This window comes from Halomonas sp. PAMB 3264 (assembly GCF_031954245.1).
In the GTDB taxonomy this organism is placed as follows: Bacteria; Pseudomonadota; Gammaproteobacteria; order Pseudomonadales; family Halomonadaceae; genus Vreelandella.
In genome coordinates, this window is the sequence record NZ_CP134866.1 from 3,319,883 (window position 1) to 3,337,744 (window position 17,862).

Sequence of the window (17,862 nt, forward strand, 5' to 3'; positions counted from 1 at the left end):
TGAGATCAGCAGACCGCGGCCGAACGTGCGGGCGAAAGGTTGTTGACGTTCAAGGTGTGTGATCCTGACCCAAAGCGATACGATAGGTTGTTTAAACACCGGCGCCATTGTAAACGATCTGTCTAAAAAGATCGTTTCCTGGAACAGGAGAGCCTCATGGTATCGCTTGGGCAGATGAGCGACTACGAAATCCGCTTGATCCGGGTATTCAATACCGTGGTCGAGTGCGGTGGCTTCACCGCGGCGGAAACCACGCTCGGCATCAGCCGCTCGGCCATCAGCCAGCACATGAGCGATCTGGAAAAGCGCGTGGGCCTGTCGCTTTGTCAGCGCGGCCGCGGCGGCTTTAGCCTCACCGAAGAGGGCAAGGAGCTTTATGAAGCCGGGCTTACGCTATTGGCGGCGCTGGAAACCTTCAAAAGCGGCGTGAACGCGCTTCATCGCACGCTCAAGGGCGAGCTCAATATCGGCATCACCGACAACCTGGTGACGCTGCCCGCCATGAACGTCACCGATGCGCTTGGCGAGCTCGCCTCGAAAAGCCACGAGATCAGCGTCAATATCCAGATGGACCCAAGTGATGCGGTAATTCGCCAGGTCATGGACGGTCATCTTCACGTCGGCGTGGTACCCAACGTCAACCTGCCCGCCAGCCTCGAGACGCTTTGGCTCTACGACGAGCCCTCCTACCTTTACTGCGGTGCCGGCCACCCGCTTTTCGATGCGCCTGCCCCCGCCTGGGCGCAGATCACCCAAGCGCCGGCGGTGGCGCCGCGCTACCCGCTGCCGCTCAAGGCGCGCCAGGCCCACGACGCCCTGACGCTTCGCGCCTCGGCCTCGGACCGTGAAGGGGCGGCGTTTCTCATCCTGACCGGGCGCTATCTGGGCTTTTTGCCCGAGCACGTCGCCGCGCAGTGGGTCGAGTCAGGCAAGATGCGCGCGCTGCACGCCGAGCGGAGAAGCTATCGCATTCCGTTCGTGCTCATTACTCGCCGGGACCGGCGCCCCAACCGGGTGGTGGATGCGTTTTTAGCACTGGTCAGCGGCGCCGTGGGCGACGTTGACGCGCCCGCAAGCCCGAAGCCGCTTTAATGAAGCGTTGAACGATCACCTAAACCACTGGCCGGCATTAGCTGCTAGTCTGGTTTTATACCCAAACCAATACATCGTACCAGGACCGTACCGGCACCCGACAAAGACAAACGCGCGACAACGCCGTGGCTTTAACGTGGCTCGAATTTGCGCCTTCCCGTCGAGTGCTATCGATGCCCGAGGTGAACCATGACGATCCAAGTAACCCGACGCGGGTTCTTCAAACTGGGGGCGGCGGGGCTCGCCACTTCCAGTATGGCGATGATGGGGTTTGCGCCGGAAGCGGCGGCGGCCTCCATTCGCCCGTTCAAGCTGACCCACACCAAAGAGACGCGCAACATCTGCACCTACTGCTCGGTAGGCTGCGGGGTGCTGATCTACAGCCGCGGTGACGAGGCAAAAAATGCTCACCAGCAGATCATCCACATCGAAGGCGATCCGGATCACCCGGTTAGCCGCGGGGCACTCTGTCCGAAAGGCGCGGGCCTTCTGGACTACGTCAAAAGCCCGTCGCGCCTCGAGTTTCCCGAGGTGCGCGAGCCCGGCACCGATGAGTGGAAGCGCATCTCCTGGGACGAGGCGATCGACCGGATCGCCCGCCACGTGAAGGCGGATCGCGACGAGAACTTCGTTGCAACCGATAGCGAGGGCCGCACGGTCAACCGCTGGACGACCACCGGCTTTCTGGCCGCCTCCGCCTCCTCCAACGAAGCGGGCTACCTGACCCACAAGTTCATCACCAGCCTCGGCATGCTGGCCTTCGACAACCAGGCGCGCGTTTGACACGGACCAACGGTGGCAGGTCTTGCCCCAACATTTGGTCGCGGTGCGATGACGAACCACTGGGTCGATATCCGCAATGCCGACGTCATTCTGGTCATGGGGGGCAACGCCGCCGAGGCGCACCCGGTCGGGTTTCGCTGGGTCACCGAGGCGAAGGAGCACAATAACGCCCAGCTTTTGGTGGTGGATCCGCGCTTTACGCGTACCGCCTCGGTCGCGGACTTCTACGCGCCGATTCGCACCGGCACGGACATTGCCTTTCTCGGGGGCTTGATTCGCTATCTGATCGACACCGACCAGATCCAGCGCGAGTACGTGCTCAACTACACCGATGCGGCCCTGCTGGTGGACGAGGGCTTCGGCTTCGAGGACGGGCTGTTCGACAGCTACGATGAACACACGCGTTCGTACGACAAGGAGCACTGGGTCTATCAGACCGGTGCCGACGGCTTCGCGCTCAGGGATGACACCCTCGAGCATCCGCGCTGCGTCTACCGGCTTTTGCGCGAGCACTTCGACGCCTATACACCGGAGATGGTCTCCTCGATCTGCGGCACGCCGGTCGAGAAGATCCTGCGCGTCTGGGACACGCTGGCAAGCACGGCCACGCCGGATCGCACCACCACGCTAATGTACGCGCTCGGCTGGACCCAGCACTCGCTGGGGTCACAGATCATCCGCACTGCCGGTATGGTTCAGCTTTTGCTGGGCAACGTCGGTATCCGCGGCGGCGGGGTCAACGCCCTGCGCGGCCACTCTAACATCCAGGGGCTGACGGATCTCGGGCTTCTGTCGAACCAACTGACGGGCTACATTTCGGCGCCGGTGGACGACGAGCAGGATGTCGATACCTTCCTCGAGGCGCGGCGCCGGGCGCCGCTACAGCCAGGTCAGGTGTCGTACTGGCAAAACGCCGACGCGTTTTTCATCAGTCTGATGAAAGCCTGGTACGGCGACAACGCCCGGGAAGACACCCAGTGGGCGTTCGACTGGCTGCCCAAGCTCGACAAGCCGCTCTACGACATTCTCGACACCTTCGAGCGGATGTCGAAAGGCGAGATTTACGGCTACTTCTGCCAGGGCTTCAACCCGCTGGCGGCGATTCCCAACAAGGCGAAGGTGTCGCGTTCGCTCTCGAAGCTTAAGTATCTGGTCTCGATCGACCCGCTCAACACCGAAACCGCCGAGTTCTGGCGCAACGCCGGCGAGTACAACGACGTCGACCCAAGCGAAATCCAGACCGAGGTGTTCCGCCTGCCGGCGCTGTCGTTCGCCGAGGACGAAGGCTCCACGGTCAACAGCGCCCGCTGGCTGCAGTGGCACTATCCCGCCGCTTCAGGCCCCGGCGAGGCGCGCGCCGACACCCACATTCTGGGCGCGCTCTTCACCCGCGTGCGCGCGCTTTACGCGCGCGACGGCGGCGCCTTCCCGGACCCGATTCTGGGAATGGCCTGGCACTACAAACAGCCCGACAAGCCCGCCCCGGAAGAGCTTGCCCGGGAGTACAACGGCCGCGCGATTAGCGATGTGTACGTCAATGGAAAGCTTGTGCGGCGCATGGGCGAGCAGCTTGCGGGCTTTGGCGAGCTGCGTGACGACGGTTCGACCGCCTGCGGCTGCTGGATCTTCGCCGGCGCCTGGACCGAGGACGGCAACCAGATGGCCAACCGCGACAACGCCGACCCCTACGGCATTGGTCAGACGCTTGGCTGGGCCTGGTCGTGGCCGGCCAACCGGCGCATTCTTTACAACCGCGCCTCGGCCAGGCTCGACGGCACGCCCTGGTCGGAGCGCAAGGCGCTCGTCTGGTGGGATAACGTCACCCGGCGCTGGACCGGTGCCGACATTCCGGACTTCCCGGTGGACTCCGCGCCGACCCGCGGTCAGATGCCCTTCATCATGAACCCGGAGGGCGTGGGCAAGCTGTTCGCAAGCCAGGGCATGGCGGAAGGCCCCTTCCCCACCCACTACGAGCCGCTGGAAAGCCCGGTGCCGGAGGGCAACCTGCTCTTCCCGCGCAACGACAAGGTGCGCTACAACCCGGCGGCCCGGGTCTTCGACCAGGACCTCGAGACGATGGGTACCTGGGAGGAGTACCCGTATGCGGCCACCACCTACCGGCTGACCGAGCACTTCCACTACTGGACCAAGCACGTGCACCTGAATGCCATCGTGCAGCCCGAGCAGTTCGTCGAGATCGGCGAGGCCCTGGGTAACGAGCTGGGCATCAAGGAGGGCGACTGGGTACGGGTGTCGTCGAAGCGTGGCTACATTCGCGCCGTGGCGGTGGTCACCAAGCGCATCAAGGCGATCACCGTCGGCGGCCGTATCGTGCACCAGGTGGGCATTCCGATTCATTGGGGCTTTTTGGGCCTTGCCCGTAAGGGCTTTCTGGCCAATACGCTCACGCCTTTTGTGGGCGATGCCAATACCCAGACGCCGGAATTCAAGTCCTTTCTGGTCAACGTCGAGAAAGACACTTCAGGAGGCAGGGCATGAGCAATACGCAAAATATCCTGCGCCGTTCCGCCACGACCACGACGCCCCCTCAGGGGCGTCACGAGGTCGAGCCCGTGGCCAAGCTGATCGATGTCAGCCGCTGCATCGGCTGCAAGGCGTGTCAGGTCGCCTGCATGGAGTGGAACGACGTGCGCGACGAGGTCGGCATCAATAGCGGCACCTACAACAACCCCGGGGATCTGACCGAGAACTCCTGGACGGTGATGCGTTTCACCGAGCATGAAAACGCCAGCGGCGATCTCGAGTGGCTGATTCGCAAGGATGGCTGCATGCACTGCGCCGACCCGGGCTGTCTCACCGCCTGCCCGGCGCCGGGGGCGATCGTGCAGTACGCCAACGGCATCGTCGATTTCGACTCGGACAAGTGCATCGGCTGCGGCTACTGCGTCACCGGCTGCCCCTTCGACATCCCGCGCATCTCCGAGCGCGACAGCAAGTCCTACAAGTGCACGCTCTGCTCGGATCGCGTCTCGGTGGGGCTCGAGCCCGCCTGCGTGAAAACCTGCCCGACCGGCTGTATCGAGTTCGGCTCCAAAGCGGACATGCTCACCCGCGCCGAGCAGCGCGTGGCCGACCTGAAAGGGCGTGGCTTTAGTGAAGCGGGCATCTACGACCCGGCGGGCGTCGGCGGCACCCACGTGATGTACGTGCTGCACCACGCCGACACCCCGGAGATCTACGCCGGCCTGCCAGCCAAGCCCAGCATTTCGCCGTTCGTCAGCGCCTGGAAAGGCCCGGCCAAGCCGATCATGAGCGCGATCATCGGCATCACGGCGTTCGCCGGTTTCATGCACTACCTCACCAAGGGGCCGAAGGACGAGCCGCTCGACGAAGAGGTGTTCGGCCCGGAAGGCGAGGACGCTTACCTTCGTGATCGCGCTCATGCAGCGTCCGATGCCGAGCCGAGCGACGTCCGACAGGAGAAGTGACCATGAGCCGCGACGATCAAAACCGAAACCACCTGGGCCAGCGCATGATGCTGCGCTATTCGGCCTCGACCCGGGTCAACCACTGGACGATGGCGCTGAGTTTCATCCTGCTGGCGCTTTCGGGGCTGGCCTTTTTTCATCCGGCGTTCTTCTTTCTCACCCATACGCTGGGCGGGCCGGTGTGGGCGCGCATTCTGCACCCGTTCATCGGCGTGGCGTTCTTTCTGCTCTTTGCGCTCATGGCGGTCAGCCACGTGGGCAACAACCTGCCGATCAAAAACGACGTGCGCTGGATGAAGCAGATCAAGGATGTGCTCGCCAACCGCGACGAGAGGGTGCCGCCGATCGGCAAGTACAACCCGGGCCAGAAGCTGGTGTTCTGGCTTTTGGTGCTCTGCGTGCCGACGCTCTTGATCACCGGCGTATTGATGTGGCGGCCCTGGTTTGCCGGCTACTTCCCGGTCACCATTGTGCGCATCGCAAGCCTTCTACACGCGCTCGCCGCGTTTGGCGCGATTCTCACCATCGTGATCCACATCTACGCGGCGATCTGGGTCAAGGGCTCGTTTGGCGCCATGATTCGCGGCTTCGTGACCCACGCCTGGGCCAAACATCATCACCCCCTCTGGTACGATGACCACGTCAAGCGCGAGCGGTCGCGGCCGAGTACGGACGCCCCGACCAGGCGTGACGAGCCTATCGCCTGATCGCAATACGACACCACGGGGCGCCTTCAAGCGCCCCGTTTCGCAGGAGCGCGCATGAGCGACATATCCGACACGCTGCACGACCCAAAGCCCCCGCGCCACGGCGAGCCCCCCCAGGTGGTGGTGGCAGAATCGCGCCTGTTCGCCACGCGCGCGGCCCGCTTTCGCGAGCTGCAAACGCGCCTTGACGAGATGGGCTTGTTTCTGGGCTTCAACGACCACCTGGCCCGCGCCCAGCACCGCGTATTGAAGGAGCGCCAAGCCGACGCTTTCGACCCGCAGAGCTGGGACATGGCGCTGGCCCACGAATTTCCGCCGCTGGCGCCCACGGCGCTGATCGAGACGCTGGACTGGCAGGCGGATCTGACGATGCTGCTCGATGCGCTGGACCGGACCCTCGCCGACGAAGGCGAGACGTTTGACGCCCAGCGCGCACTTTTGGCCACGCCTGGCAAGCTCAGCGAGCGCAGGGAGATCGCCCGTGCCATCGTCGAACAAAAGAGCATCGCCTTTGATCAGCGCGCGCTGGCACCGCTGGTGGGCGCGGCACTGCAGGTCACCTGGACGCGGCTGGCGCGCTCGCTCAAGCGCCTTCCCGGCCGCCCCAAGGGCGCCGCGCAGGGGCTGTGCCCCTGCTGTGGGTCGCCGCCGGTCGCTTCCACCGTGCAGCTCGGCCGCCACCGCTCGCGGGTGCGCTACCTGGTGTGCGGGCTCTGCGCGACCCAGTGGTATCTCGAGCGGGCGCGCTGTAGCCACTGCTTCGATACCGAAAAGCTCGACTATATCGGCGTAGAGGGCCCGGACGGCAAGCGCGCGCTGCCCCTTCGCGCCGAGAGTTGCGGCGCCTGCCGCGCAAGCGTTAAGTTAATGGACCGCGAATGGGAAGCCGATACCGACCCGTTCGCCGACGATATCGCAACGCTTGGCCTGGACGTGCTGCTGGAAGAGCTGGGCTACGCCCGCGCGGGGTTCAATCCGCTGCTCGCCTTCGGCGATGCGCAGAGCTGATCCGATTGCGAGACGCCCGGCCACCGCTCGACTCGGATACACGAAAGCCCCATGACTGACACCGCCTCTTCGACAATCGCCTCCTCCCTGACGGCGCCGGACTGGCGCCGCGCGCTGCCCTCAGTCGACCGACTGCTCGACCACCCGACGCTCCGAGCGCTTGCCGAGCAGTACGGCCAGCGCCTGTGCACCCGCGTCGCCCGCGATACGCTGACGGCGCTTCGCCAGTCGCCCAGGGCGCCGGGGCTCGACGAGGCGGCGCTGGCACGCCAGGTGAGTGAAAATCTTCTGCGCTTCGTCGCGCCCAATGCCCGGGCGGTGTTCAACCTGACGGGCACCGTGATTCATACCAACCTGGGCCGGGCGCTGCTCTCCGAGCCCGCCATCGATGCCATGGCCCAGGTGGCCCGCTACCCGGTGGCGCTGGAGTACGACATCGCCTCCGGCGGGCGCGGTGACCGCGACGACCTGATCGAAGCCTTGATCTGTGAGCTGACCGGTGCGGAAGCCGCCACGGTGGTCAACAACAACGCCGCCGCCGTGGTGCTCACGCTGGGGGCGCTCGGCGCCGGTCGGGAGGCGATCGTGTCGCGTGGCGAGCTGATCGAGATCGGCGGCGCCTTTCGCATGCCGGACATCATGGCCGCCGCCGGCTGCCGGCTTCGCGAGGTGGGCACCACCAACCGCACCCACCCGAAGGACTACCGCGAGGCGATCAATGAAGAGACCGGGCTTCTGATCAAGGTGCACACCTCCAACTACGCCATCGAGGGCTTCACCCGGGCGGTGGACGAAGCGGACATGGCCGAGATCGCGCACGCCGCGGGGCTCCCGCTGGTGGTGGATCTTGGCAGCGGCGCGCTCACCGATCTTTCACGCCTCGGGCTGCCCTACGAAACCCAGCCCTCTGATGCCATTGCCGCCGGCGCCGACGTGGTGACCTTCAGCGGCGACAAGCTGCTCGGCGGCCCCCAGGCCGGCATCATCGCCGGCAAGCGCGAATTCATCGAGCGCATCAAGCGCCACCCGCTCAAGCGCGCGCTGCGCCTGGACAAACTCGTGCTCGCCGCGCTCGAAGCTACGCTCAAACACTACCGCGACGACGACCACCCGGCGCACTCGCTTCCCACCCTGCGCCTGTTGACCCGCGAGGCGGACCTCATTCAGGCCGCTGGCGAGCGTGTGCTGGCCGGCATCACGACGCTTCCCGCCGGGTACCGCGCTCACCTGGCCCCCTGCATGAGCCAGCTCGGCAGCGGCTCGCTGCCGGTGGACCGGCTGCCGAGCACGGCGCTGGTGCTGGAATCCAGCGCCCCACGGCGCGAGGCGCGCGAGCAGGCGCTCAAGCGTCTCGAGTGTGCCTGTCGCGAGCTTTCACGCCCGATCATCGGGCGCATCAGGGAGAGCGCGCTATGGCTCGACCTGCGCTGTCTGGCCGTCAACGATGAGCAGCTTCTGGCCGAGTCGCTGACTACCGCGCTCGCCGCCGCCGAGGCGCCGACATGATTCTGGCGACCGCGGGCCATGTGGATCATGGCAAGACGACGCTGCTCCACGCCCTGACCGGCGTGGATGCCGACACCCTCAAGGAGGAGAAAAGCCGCGGACTGACCATCGAGCCCGGCTTCATTTACCCCACGACCGCCAGCGGCGCCGAGCTCGGTTTCATCGACGTGCCGGGCCACGAGCGCTTCGTTCACAACATGCTCTCGGGCGTAGCCGGCGTCGACGGTGCGCTTTTGATCATTGCCTGCGACGACGGCGTGATGCCGCAAACCCGCGAGCATCTGGCCATTCTTACATTGCTCTCGATTCCCATCGTCGCGGTGGTGCTGACCAAGACCGACCTGGCAAGCGACGAGCAGATTCTAGCGCGCCAACGAGAGGCCGAGGCGCTTGGCGAAGGTGCCCCGGTGTTTAGCGTCTGCGCGCGCCAGGCCACCGGGGTCGAGGCGCTCTCGATCTGGCTCGAACGGCGCGCTGGCGAGTGGCAGACCCGCCCGGCGCCGGGGCGCTTTCGCCATGCCATCGACCGGGCGTTCAGCAAGAAAGGCGCCGGGGTCGTGGTCACCGGCACGGTGGTGGACGGGCGCGTCGAGCAAGGGGATTCGCTTTGGCTGTTGCCCAGGGAAATTCGCGTTCGCGTGCGCGGGCTTCGTCGGCAGAATCAGCCAGCCGAGGCGGCCCATCGGGGCGATCGCTGCGCGCTGAACCTGGCCGGCATCGAGCGCGAGTCGCTCAAGCGCGGCGACTGGCTGGTCGATGCGCCGGAGCCCCCGGCCAGCAGCCAGCGCATCGACGTGATGCTCAAGCTGTTGCCAACGCTCGAGCGCGACGCGCTGCACTGGACGCCGGTGCACATTCACATGGGCGCGGCGCACCTGACCGGGCGACTAGGGCTTCTTGAAGCGCCGACGCTCGCCCTCGGCGGCCAGGCGCTGGCCCAGCTAACGCTCGACCAACCCATGCACGCTTGCTGCGGCGACCGCTTCGTGATCCGCTCGCAAAGTGCCGACGAAACCCTGGGCGGCGGGCGCGTGCTCGACCCTTGGCCGCCGCGGCGCGGCGCCCGCCGACCAGAGCGTTTGGCTTATCTAACGACGCTGCAGGCCGCGCTTGCGGCCGGCGCCGCCGAGCGCGAAGACGGCTTCGCGCCCACGCTCAAGGCGCTGGCCGCGCCTCAGCCCGGCGGTATCTCGCTCGATGAGCTGTCGAGTACGCTCAACCGAGGCGTCGAGCGCCTCGCCGCCCAGGCCAAGGCCCAGGGCCTGACGCTACTTCGCGCCGCCAGCGAATCGCGTGCCTTCGACCCGATTCATTTGGAGGCCTTGGCCCGCACGCTGATCGAGGCGCTGGAGACGTTTCACGCAGAGTCGCCTTCGGAAGTCGGTATGGAGCGCGACCGGCTGCGCCGCTGGGTCGCCCCCGGCTGGAACGTCGCGCTCTTTCGCCGCTGGCTCGAGGGGCTCATCGCCTCGAAAAGCGTCGACGCCCAGGGTCCCTTCATCAAAAGCCCCCATCACCAGGTGGCGCTGGATGAGGCCGACCAGGCACTGTCGCAAACGCTGCTGCCGCTTTTGGCAAACCAGTTCGATCCGCCGCGGGTGCGCGACCTGGCCCAGGCGTACCATCTCGACGAGCCCCGGGTGCGCGAGGTACTGCACGCCAACGCACGGCTGGGGCGGCTTTTTCAGCTGCGCAAGGATCACTTCTACCCGCCGGAAACGCTCGCGCAGCTCTCCGAGATCATCGAGCGTCTGGCCTGCGAGCACGGCGCGATTCGCGCCGCCGACTACCGCGACCGGACTGGGGTGGGCCGCAAGCTCGCCATCGCCCAGCTCGAGTTCTTCGACCAGGTGGGCTACACCCGCCGCGTGCGCGACGCCCGTCAGCTGCGCCAGCCTGGCATGTGGCACTAAAAGCGGTTAGGCTTTTCGAGACGCAACGCAGGAGGAGGTTCGCTCCCCGGTGGGACGACCGGACTTCAACTCCGAGTAGGGGCTGCCATGCAGCCCCTGGTGGGTTCGACTCCCACCCTCCTCCGCCACGAGCGTTTCCCTCACGTCATGTCCGTTGCGGCCATCTTCTGGTGGGCCTTTTCATGCCCCATGAGCGTGCTTGCCACAAAATAAACGATCGCCCCAAGAATCGAGCCGGTGAACCAGCCGTAGTCGTAGAACCAGTTCATCGTCCCTGTCAAAAGCGATACCAGCGTTAGCCCCACGGGCACCCCGAAGGCGATGAAGCCGGCGACGTTCACCGCCGGATAGGCGTGGCCATCCATGTAAAGACTCGGCACGTCCAGCGACTGCTTCTTGATCAGAAAATAATCTACCGCCATGATGCCGGCGATTGGCCCCAAAAGGCTCGAATACCCCAGCAGCCAGTTCGAGTACATCTGCTCGAGCGAGACGCCTTGGGCGATCACCCCCGCCTTTTGCAGCAGGTCGTAACCCATCAGCAGCACGCCGACCAGCCCCGTCATCAGCACCCCGCGCGTCTGATTGATCAGTTTCGGGGCGATGTTCTGGAAATCGTTGGTAGGCGAGACGATGTTCGAGGCGGTGTTGGTGGAAATTGTCGCCACGATGATCAGAAGCATCGCCAGAATGACCCAGAACGGGCTATCGATGAAGCCGATCAGGCGCACCGGGTCTGCCACGGTCTGACCCACCAGGGTTTCCGAGGCCGCCGTCATCACCACGCCGAGCGAGGCGAAGAAGAACATGGTGAGCGGAAGCCCCATGATCTGGCCGACGATCTGATCCTTCTGGCTTTTGGCGAAGCGGCTAAAATCGGGAATGTTCAGCGAAAGCGTCGCCCAGAAACCCACCATGGCGGTCAGGCCAGCGAAGAAGTAACCGTAGACCGGCGCGCCTTCCGGGCGTGAAGGTGGCTGGGCGAGTAGCTCGGTCATCGACATGTGCGGCCAGGCCCAGACCATCAGCCCCACGCCCACCGCCAATAGCAGCGGCGCAGCCAGCGTTTCCATCCACTTGATCGACTCCGCGCCGCGAATCACCACGTAGAGGTTCATGGCGCCGAAGACGAAAAAGCCGATCACTTCACCAACGCCGCCCAGCGCCGCCCAGGCGGGAAACAGCGCCGACAGCAGCAGATGGATCGCCAGCCCCCCGAACATGGTCTGGATACCGAACCAGCCGCAGCCCACCAGCGCGCGCACCAGACAAGGCACGTTCGAGCCCAGAATGCCGAAACAGGAGCGCAATACGATGGGAAAGGGAATGCCGAACTTGGTGCCGGGAAAGGCGTTGAGCGTCAGGGGCAGCAGCAGGATGACGTTGGCGATGAGAATGGTGAAAAGCGCCTCGCCCACGCTCAGCCCAAAGTAGGCGGTCAGCACGCCGCCCAGGGTGTAGGTGGGCACGCAGATCGACATGCCGACCCAGAGCGCGGCGATGTTCCACTTGCTCCAAGTGCGCTCGCTTGCTTTGGTCGGCGCGATATCCTCGTTGAAGCGGGGGCTTTGACGAACGTCGTCGTTCACCTCGAGTTCAATCAACCCCTCTCGGTCTACCATGCGAGATGTTGTAACGGTCATGGAGTTCTCCTCAGCAGAGCCACTGTCGTTTATCGTTATTGCGTCAGGCTTTAAATCGAGTCAGCGCTAACCCCAGCAATAAGCATGCCTACACTTGGCTTAAAGCGCATAAACGATTGAATTAAAGCTGACCTTTTCGACATGTAATCTCGTACCAGTCTCGAATTTTTTGTTATTGATAAACCGGCTTTTAAAAGCCATTGCCAAAATAGCGCACTTGGCCTCAAAAACGCACCAAAAAGTCTCTTTGAATAAAAAATGAAAAACAAATAAATCTATAAACAACTGTTTTTTATAAAAAAATATTTTTAAAAATCTTTATTTCAAAGCACTCATGAACACGTAAGAGACCAATAAAAATTACTAAAAAACAATAAAATCATAACGTTAAAAGTTATTTTAAAGCACGCCACAAAAACCTTGAAAGGCGCCCGCGTTTCGCACTACTCTCAAAAAAGCTGCCGACATGGACAGCTTTATAATCATTACAAAAACACTCCCTCGCTGCCTGGCGAGTGGATCTTGCAGCACGCCTTGATCGTCAATAGCGATAACCGTCATCGCGCCCAATCGGGCGACGGTGTGTGCAAGCAAAGAGAGGGCCTCGAGATGCAAACGATGAAGATCGGCTTGATCCAGATGGGATTGAAGGCCAGTACCGACCAGGACCCCGCGCAGATTCGTGACGCCATGAACGAAGCGCACTTACCGATGATCGAGCAGGCAGCGAGCCAGGGCGTGCAGGTGCTCTGCTTTCAGGAAGTGTTCAACCAGCCCTATTTTTGCCCCAGTCAGGACGAGAAGTGGTACGCCGCCGCCGAGCGGGTACCCGAAGGGCCGACCTGCCAGCTGATGCAGACGCTCGCCGCCAAGCATCGCATGGTGATCATCGTACCCGTCTACGAAGAGACCGAAACCGGGGTCTATTACAACACCGCGGCGGTGTTCGACGCCGATGGCAGTTTTCTTGGCAAGTACCACAAGACCCACATCCCCCAGGTCGCCGGGTTCTGGGAGAAGTACTTCTTCAAGCCAGGCAAGTCCGACTGGCCGGTGTTCGATACCGCCTTCGGCAAGATCGGCGTATATATCTGCTACGACCGCCACTTCCCGGAAGGCTGGCGGGCGCTGGCCCTCAATGGCGCCGAAGTGATCTTCAACCCCTCCGCCACCGTCGCCGGGCTTTCGCAATATCTTTGGGAGCTCGAGCAGCCCGCCTCCGCCGCCGCCAACGGCTGCTTCATCGCCGCCATCAACCGGGTCGGCACCGAGGCGCCCTGGAACATCGGCGACTTCTACGGCTCGAGCTACATCGTCAATCCGCGCGGCAAGATCGAAGCCCAGGCCAGCGCCACCGAGGATGAGCTGCTGGTGCACGAAATCGATCTGGATGCGGTGCGCGAGGCGCGCAACAACTGGCAGTTCTTCCGCGACCGCCGCCCCGAGACCTACACCCGCCTGACCGACGGCGAATAACCAAGCGACTGGTACAGCAGGAGAGATCCCATGAGCCTACTCATCAAGGGCGGCACCGTCGTCACCCACGCCGACACCTACCGCGCCGACGTACTCTGCGTCGATGGCAAGATCGAGGCCATCGGCATGAACCTGGACACCCCCGAGGGCTGCGAGATCGTCGACGCCACGGACCAGCTCGTCATGCCCGGCGGCATCGACCCCCACACCCATATGCAGATGCCCTTCATGGGCGCGGTGGCCAGCGAAGACTTCTACACCGGCACCGCCGCGGCGATGGCCGGGGGCACCACGACAATCATCGACTTCGTCATCCCGAGCCCCGGTCAGTCGCTGCTGGAGGCCTTCGAGACCTGGCAGGGCTGGGCCGAGAAAGCCGCCACCGACTTCGCCTTCCACGTGGCGATCACCTGGTGGGACGACAGCGTGAAAGAAGAAATGGGCACGCTGGTCCATGAGCACGGCGTCAACAGCTTCAAGCACTTCATGGCCTACAAGGGCGCGATCATGGCCACCGATGACATCCTCGTGGAGAGCTTTTCGCGCTGCCTGGAGCTGGGTGCGGTGCCTACCGTCCACGCCGAAAACGGCGAGCTGGTCTACCACATGCAGCAAAAGCTGCTCGCCCAGGGCATGACCGGCCCGGAAGCTCACCCGCTGTCGCGCCCGCCTCAGGTCGAAGGGGAAGCCGCCAGCCGGGCCATCCGTATCGCCAGCACCCTGGGCGCACCGGTGTATCTCGTGCACGTATCTACCAAGGATGCGGTGGACGAGATCGCCTACGCCCGCCAGCAGGGCCACGCGGTGTTTGGTGAGGCGCTCGCCGGGCACCTGGTGCTCGACGACAGCGTCTACCAGCACCCGGACTGGGCCACGGCGGCGGCGCACGTGATGAGCCCACCCTTTCGCCCGAAAGGCCACCAGGAGGCGCTCTGGCACGGCCTGCAGTCGGGCAACCTGCAAACCACCGCCACCGATCACTGCTGCTTCTGCGAGGAGCAAAAAGCCGCCGGCCGTGAGGACTTCACCAAAATCCCCAACGGCACCGCCGGCGTCGAGGACCGCATGGCCGTGCTGTGGGACGAAGGGGTGAACACCGGCAAGCTCTCGCCGCAGCAGTTCGTCGCCCTGACCTCTACCAACACCGCCGAGATCTTCAACCTCTACCCGCGCAAGGGGGCGATTCAGGTCGGTGCCGACGCCGATATCGTGGTGTGGGACCCCAACGGCACGCGCACCATCTCCGCCAAAACCCACCACCAGAACGTCGACTTCAATATTTTCGAGGGCAAGACGGTGCGCGGCATTGCTCGCCATACCGTCAGCCAGGGTAAGTGGGTCTGGCGCGATGGCAAGGAGCTACACGCCGAGCGCGGCGCCGGACGCTATCTCGAGCGCCCCGCCTATCCGGGCATCTTCGAGCAGCTCAAAAAGCGCGCCGAACTCAACGCCCCCAAAGCGGTAAACCGCTGAGGCAGCGCCCATCGATATAACGACCATCGACAAAGAATAGCGACATAAAAACCATCGATACCCACGTATCGGGAGAGACGACCGTGACCCATCCACTCGACTACCTGCCGAGCGCACAAGAGGTCGGCACCTACGACGGCCCGGCGCTTGCCGGCAACTTCAGCGACCTTCATCCACCGCTCACCCAGCGCCAGGCGATCATCGAGAGCCAGCGCTGCCTCTACTGCTTCGATGCGCCCTGCGTCGAGGCGTGCCCGTCGGAGATCGACGTGCCAAGTTTCATTCGACAGATCAATGAAGGCAATGTCAACGGCGCGGCGCAGACGATTCTGGAAGCCAACATCCTGGGCGGCAGCTGCGCCCGGGTGTGCCCGACCGAGATTCTCTGCGAGCAGAGCTGTGTGCGTAATCACGACGCCGAGTGCCAGCCGGTGCTCATCGGCCTGTTGCAGCGCCACGCCACCGATCACATGCAGTTTGACGGCCACCCGTTCAAGCGTGCGTCCGCCACTGGTCGTCACATCGCGGTGGTGGGCGCCGGCCCCGCCGGGCTCTCCTGCGCCCATCGACTCGCGCTTCTGGGCCATCGAGTAACGATTTTCGAGGCCGAGGCCAAACCCGGCGGGCTCAACGAGTACGGCATCGCCCGCTACAAGATGACCGACGACTTCGCCCGCCGCGAGGTGGAGTTTCTGCTCGAGGTGGGTGGCATCGACATCGAGTACGGCCAGCGCCTGGGCGAAAACGTGACGCTGGGCGAGCTGCGCGAGCGTTTCGATAGCGTGTTTCTGGGCCTGGGCCTCGGCGCCAGCCGGGCGCTGATGCTGAGTGACGAAGACGCCACCGGATCACTCGCCGCCGTCGACTACATCAAGCTGCTGCGCCAGACCAACGACCTGGGCCAACTGCCCGTGGCCCGGCGCTGTATCGTGATCGGTGCCGGCAATACGGCAATCGATATGGCCACGCAAATGGCGCGTTTGGGCGCGTCTGAGGTCACGCTGGTCTACCGGCGCGGGCTGGAGGCGATGTCCGCCACTCACCACGAGCAGGAGATCGCCAAAGCCAACGGCGTGCGCATGCTCACCTGGGCGCAGCCGGATCAGGTGCTGCTCGACGAGCAGGGCCGCGTGTCGGGCATGCGCTTTGCCAGAACCCGCGCCGAGGAGCGCGGCCTGGCGCTGACCGGCGAACACGTCGACATCCCGGCGGACGCCATCTTCAAGGCGATCGGCCAAGGCTTTGCGAGCGAAAGTCTTAAAGATGCCACCGCCGCCGAGCTTGCCCGCGACGGCGAGCGCATTCGCATCGACGATCATTTTCAGACCTCGGTGGCCGGCGTTTACGCCGGCGGCGACTGCGTGGCACCGGGGCAGGATCTGACCGTGCAGGCCGTGCAGCACGGCAAGCTCGCCGCCCACGCCATTCACCAGGCGCTGATCGCGCGTCAGGAGGCCGCATGAACACCAACGCTTTCACCCCCCTCGCCTTTCCCGGCAAGAAAGGGCGCGGCGACGCCGTGGTCAACGGTGTCGATCTCTCGGTCAACTTTGCCGGCATCAAGGCCCCCAACCCGTTCTGGCTCGCCTCGGCGCCGCCTACCGACAAGGCCTACAACGTGGTGCGCGCGTTTGAAGCGGGCTGGGGTGGCGTGGTCTGGAAGACGCTTGGCGAAGAGCCACCGGCGGTGAACGTGTCGTCGCGCTACTCCGCCCACTACGGCAAGAACCGCGAGGTGATCGGTTTCAACAATATCGAGCTGATCACCGACCGTTCGCTGGAGGTGAACCTGGCCGAAATTACCCAGGTGAAAAAGGAGTGGCCGGACCGGGCGCTGATCGTCTCGATCATGGTGCCCTGCGTCGAGGCGTCCTGGGCCTACATTCTGCCGCGGGTCGAGGCCACCGGCGCCGATGGCATCGAGCTGAACCTGGGCTGCCCCCACGGCATGCCAGAGCGCGGCATGGGCGCGGCGGTAGGCCAGAACCCGGATCTCATCGAGCAGGTCACCGCCTGGTGCAAGAAGTACTACTCGAAGCCGGTGATCGTAAAGCTCACCCCCAACATCACCGATATCCGTGTGGGCGCTCGGGCAGCGCTGCGCGGCGGGGCGGATGCGGTGTCGCTGATCAACACCATCAACTCGATCACCAGCATCGATCTCGACAACATGGTCGCCAAGCCCACCGTGGGCCATCAGAGCACCCACGGCGGCTACTGCGGCAGCGCGGTCAAGCCCATCGCCATGAACATGGTGGCCGAGATCGCCCGCGACGTCGAAACCCCTGCGCTTCCCATTTCCGGCATCGGCGGTATCTCGAGCTGGCGGGATGCGGCGGAGTTCATTGCGCTCGGGGCGGGCAGCGTGCAGGTCTGCACCGCAGCGATGCTCAACGGCTTTCGCATCGTCGAGGAGATGAAGGATGGCCTATCGCGCTGGATGGCGGAGAAAGGCTACGCGTCGGTCGAGGCGTTCTCGCGCAAGGCGATCCCGCAAACCACCGACTGGAAACACCTGGACATCAACTTCAAGACCATCGCCCACATCGACCAGGATCTCTGCATCGAGTGCGGGCGCTGCTATATCGCCTGCGAGGACACCTCGCACCAGTCGATCGCCAAGCTCTCCGAGCCCGGCGGCGCGCGCCGCTATGAAGTGATCGACGAGGAGTGCGTGGGCTGCAACCTGTGCCAGATCACCTGCCCGGTGGAGAACTGCATCACCATGGTGCCTCAGGAAACCGGCAAGGGCTTTCTGGCCTGGGACGACGACCCGCGAAACCCCTTCAAGGCCGCCGGTTAAACGTAAAAC

General features: G+C 64.1%; 12 protein-coding genes and 1 tRNA gene. 12 read left to right on the top strand and 1 reads right to left on the bottom strand.

The genetic code is table 11. The features are described from left to right. The first annotated feature begins 156 nt into the window (after positions 1 to 156). The 8 genes from RN347_RS15035 to RN347_RS15070 all read left to right on the top strand — a co-directional run bounded on the left by RN347_RS15035 (position 157) and on the right by RN347_RS15070 (position 10,586). Positions 157 to 1,092: a LysR family transcriptional regulator gene (locus RN347_RS15035; RefSeq protein WP_263586032.1), complete on the top strand. Its 936-nt coding sequence runs from the start codon at positions 157 to 159 to the stop codon at positions 1,090 to 1,092. Between the two features lie 195 nt (positions 1,093 to 1,287). After that, the gene (gene fdnG / locus RN347_RS15040) at positions 1,288 to 4,374 is read left to right on the top strand and encodes a formate dehydrogenase-N subunit alpha (protein WP_311960859.1); all 3,087 of its coding nucleotides are present in this window, start codon (positions 1,288 to 1,290) and stop codon (positions 4,372 to 4,374) included. After that, positions 4,371 to 5,324 (top strand): formate dehydrogenase subunit beta, encoded by a 954-nt coding sequence (fdxH, locus tag RN347_RS15045; protein ID WP_311958783.1) that lies wholly within the window; start codon positions 4,371 to 4,373, stop codon positions 5,322 to 5,324. The genes fdnG and fdxH overlap by 4 nt, the downstream gene beginning before the upstream one ends. 2 nt (positions 5,325 to 5,326) lie before the next feature. Continuing rightward, positions 5,327 to 6,031, top strand: a complete 705-nt coding sequence (locus RN347_RS15050; RefSeq protein WP_311958784.1) for a formate dehydrogenase subunit gamma — start codon at positions 5,327 to 5,329, stop codon at positions 6,029 to 6,031. 54 nt (positions 6,032 to 6,085) lie between these two features. Then, positions 6,086 to 7,039 (top strand): formate dehydrogenase accessory protein FdhE, encoded by a 954-nt coding sequence (locus RN347_RS15055; RefSeq protein WP_311958785.1) that lies wholly within the window; start codon positions 6,086 to 6,088, stop codon positions 7,037 to 7,039. Positions 7,040 to 7,090: 51 nt separating this feature from the next. Then, positions 7,091 to 8,545, top strand: coding sequence for an L-seryl-tRNA(Sec) selenium transferase (gene selA / locus RN347_RS15060; RefSeq protein WP_311958786.1), 1,455 nt, complete (start codon positions 7,091 to 7,093; stop codon positions 8,543 to 8,545). Next, positions 8,542 to 10,458 (top strand): selenocysteine-specific translation elongation factor, encoded by a 1,917-nt coding sequence (selB, locus tag RN347_RS15065; RefSeq protein ID WP_311958787.1) that lies wholly within the window; start codon positions 8,542 to 8,544, stop codon positions 10,456 to 10,458. The genes selA and selB overlap by 4 nt, the downstream gene beginning before the upstream one ends. A gap of 30 nt (positions 10,459 to 10,488) precedes the next feature. Next, positions 10,489 to 10,586: transfer RNA gene (locus tag RN347_RS15070), tRNA-Sec, on the top strand. Positions 10,587 to 10,598: 12 nt separating this feature from the next. Here the strand turns inward: RN347_RS15070 and RN347_RS15075 are convergent. Then, a complete protein-coding gene (locus RN347_RS15075) occupies positions 10,599 to 12,101 on the bottom strand; it encodes an NCS1 family nucleobase:cation symporter-1 (protein WP_311958788.1) in 1,503 nt (500 codons plus the stop codon). A gap of 609 nt (positions 12,102 to 12,710) precedes the next feature. Here RN347_RS15075 and RN347_RS15080 point away from each other — a divergent pair. From RN347_RS15080 to preA, 4 genes are all read left to right on the top strand, one after another. Then, entirely contained in the window at positions 12,711 to 13,577 is an 867-nt protein-coding gene (locus tag RN347_RS15080; protein ID WP_263587276.1) for a nitrilase-related carbon-nitrogen hydrolase, read from the top strand. Positions 13,578 to 13,607: 30 nt separating this feature from the next. Beyond that, on the top strand, positions 13,608 to 15,050 hold the full coding sequence (gene hydA / locus RN347_RS15085; protein WP_311958789.1) for a dihydropyrimidinase: 1,443 nt from the start codon (positions 13,608 to 13,610) through the stop codon (positions 15,048 to 15,050). A gap of 83 nt (positions 15,051 to 15,133) precedes the next feature. Beyond that, positions 15,134 to 16,513, top strand: coding sequence for an NAD(P)-dependent oxidoreductase (locus RN347_RS15090; RefSeq protein ID WP_263586024.1), 1,380 nt, complete (start codon positions 15,134 to 15,136; stop codon positions 16,511 to 16,513). After that, positions 16,510 to 17,853, top strand: a complete 1,344-nt coding sequence (gene preA, locus RN347_RS15095; RefSeq protein WP_311958790.1) for an NAD-dependent dihydropyrimidine dehydrogenase subunit PreA — start codon at positions 16,510 to 16,512, stop codon at positions 17,851 to 17,853. The genes RN347_RS15090 and preA overlap by 4 nt, the downstream gene beginning before the upstream one ends. Positions 17,854 to 17,862 lie beyond the last annotated feature (9 nt).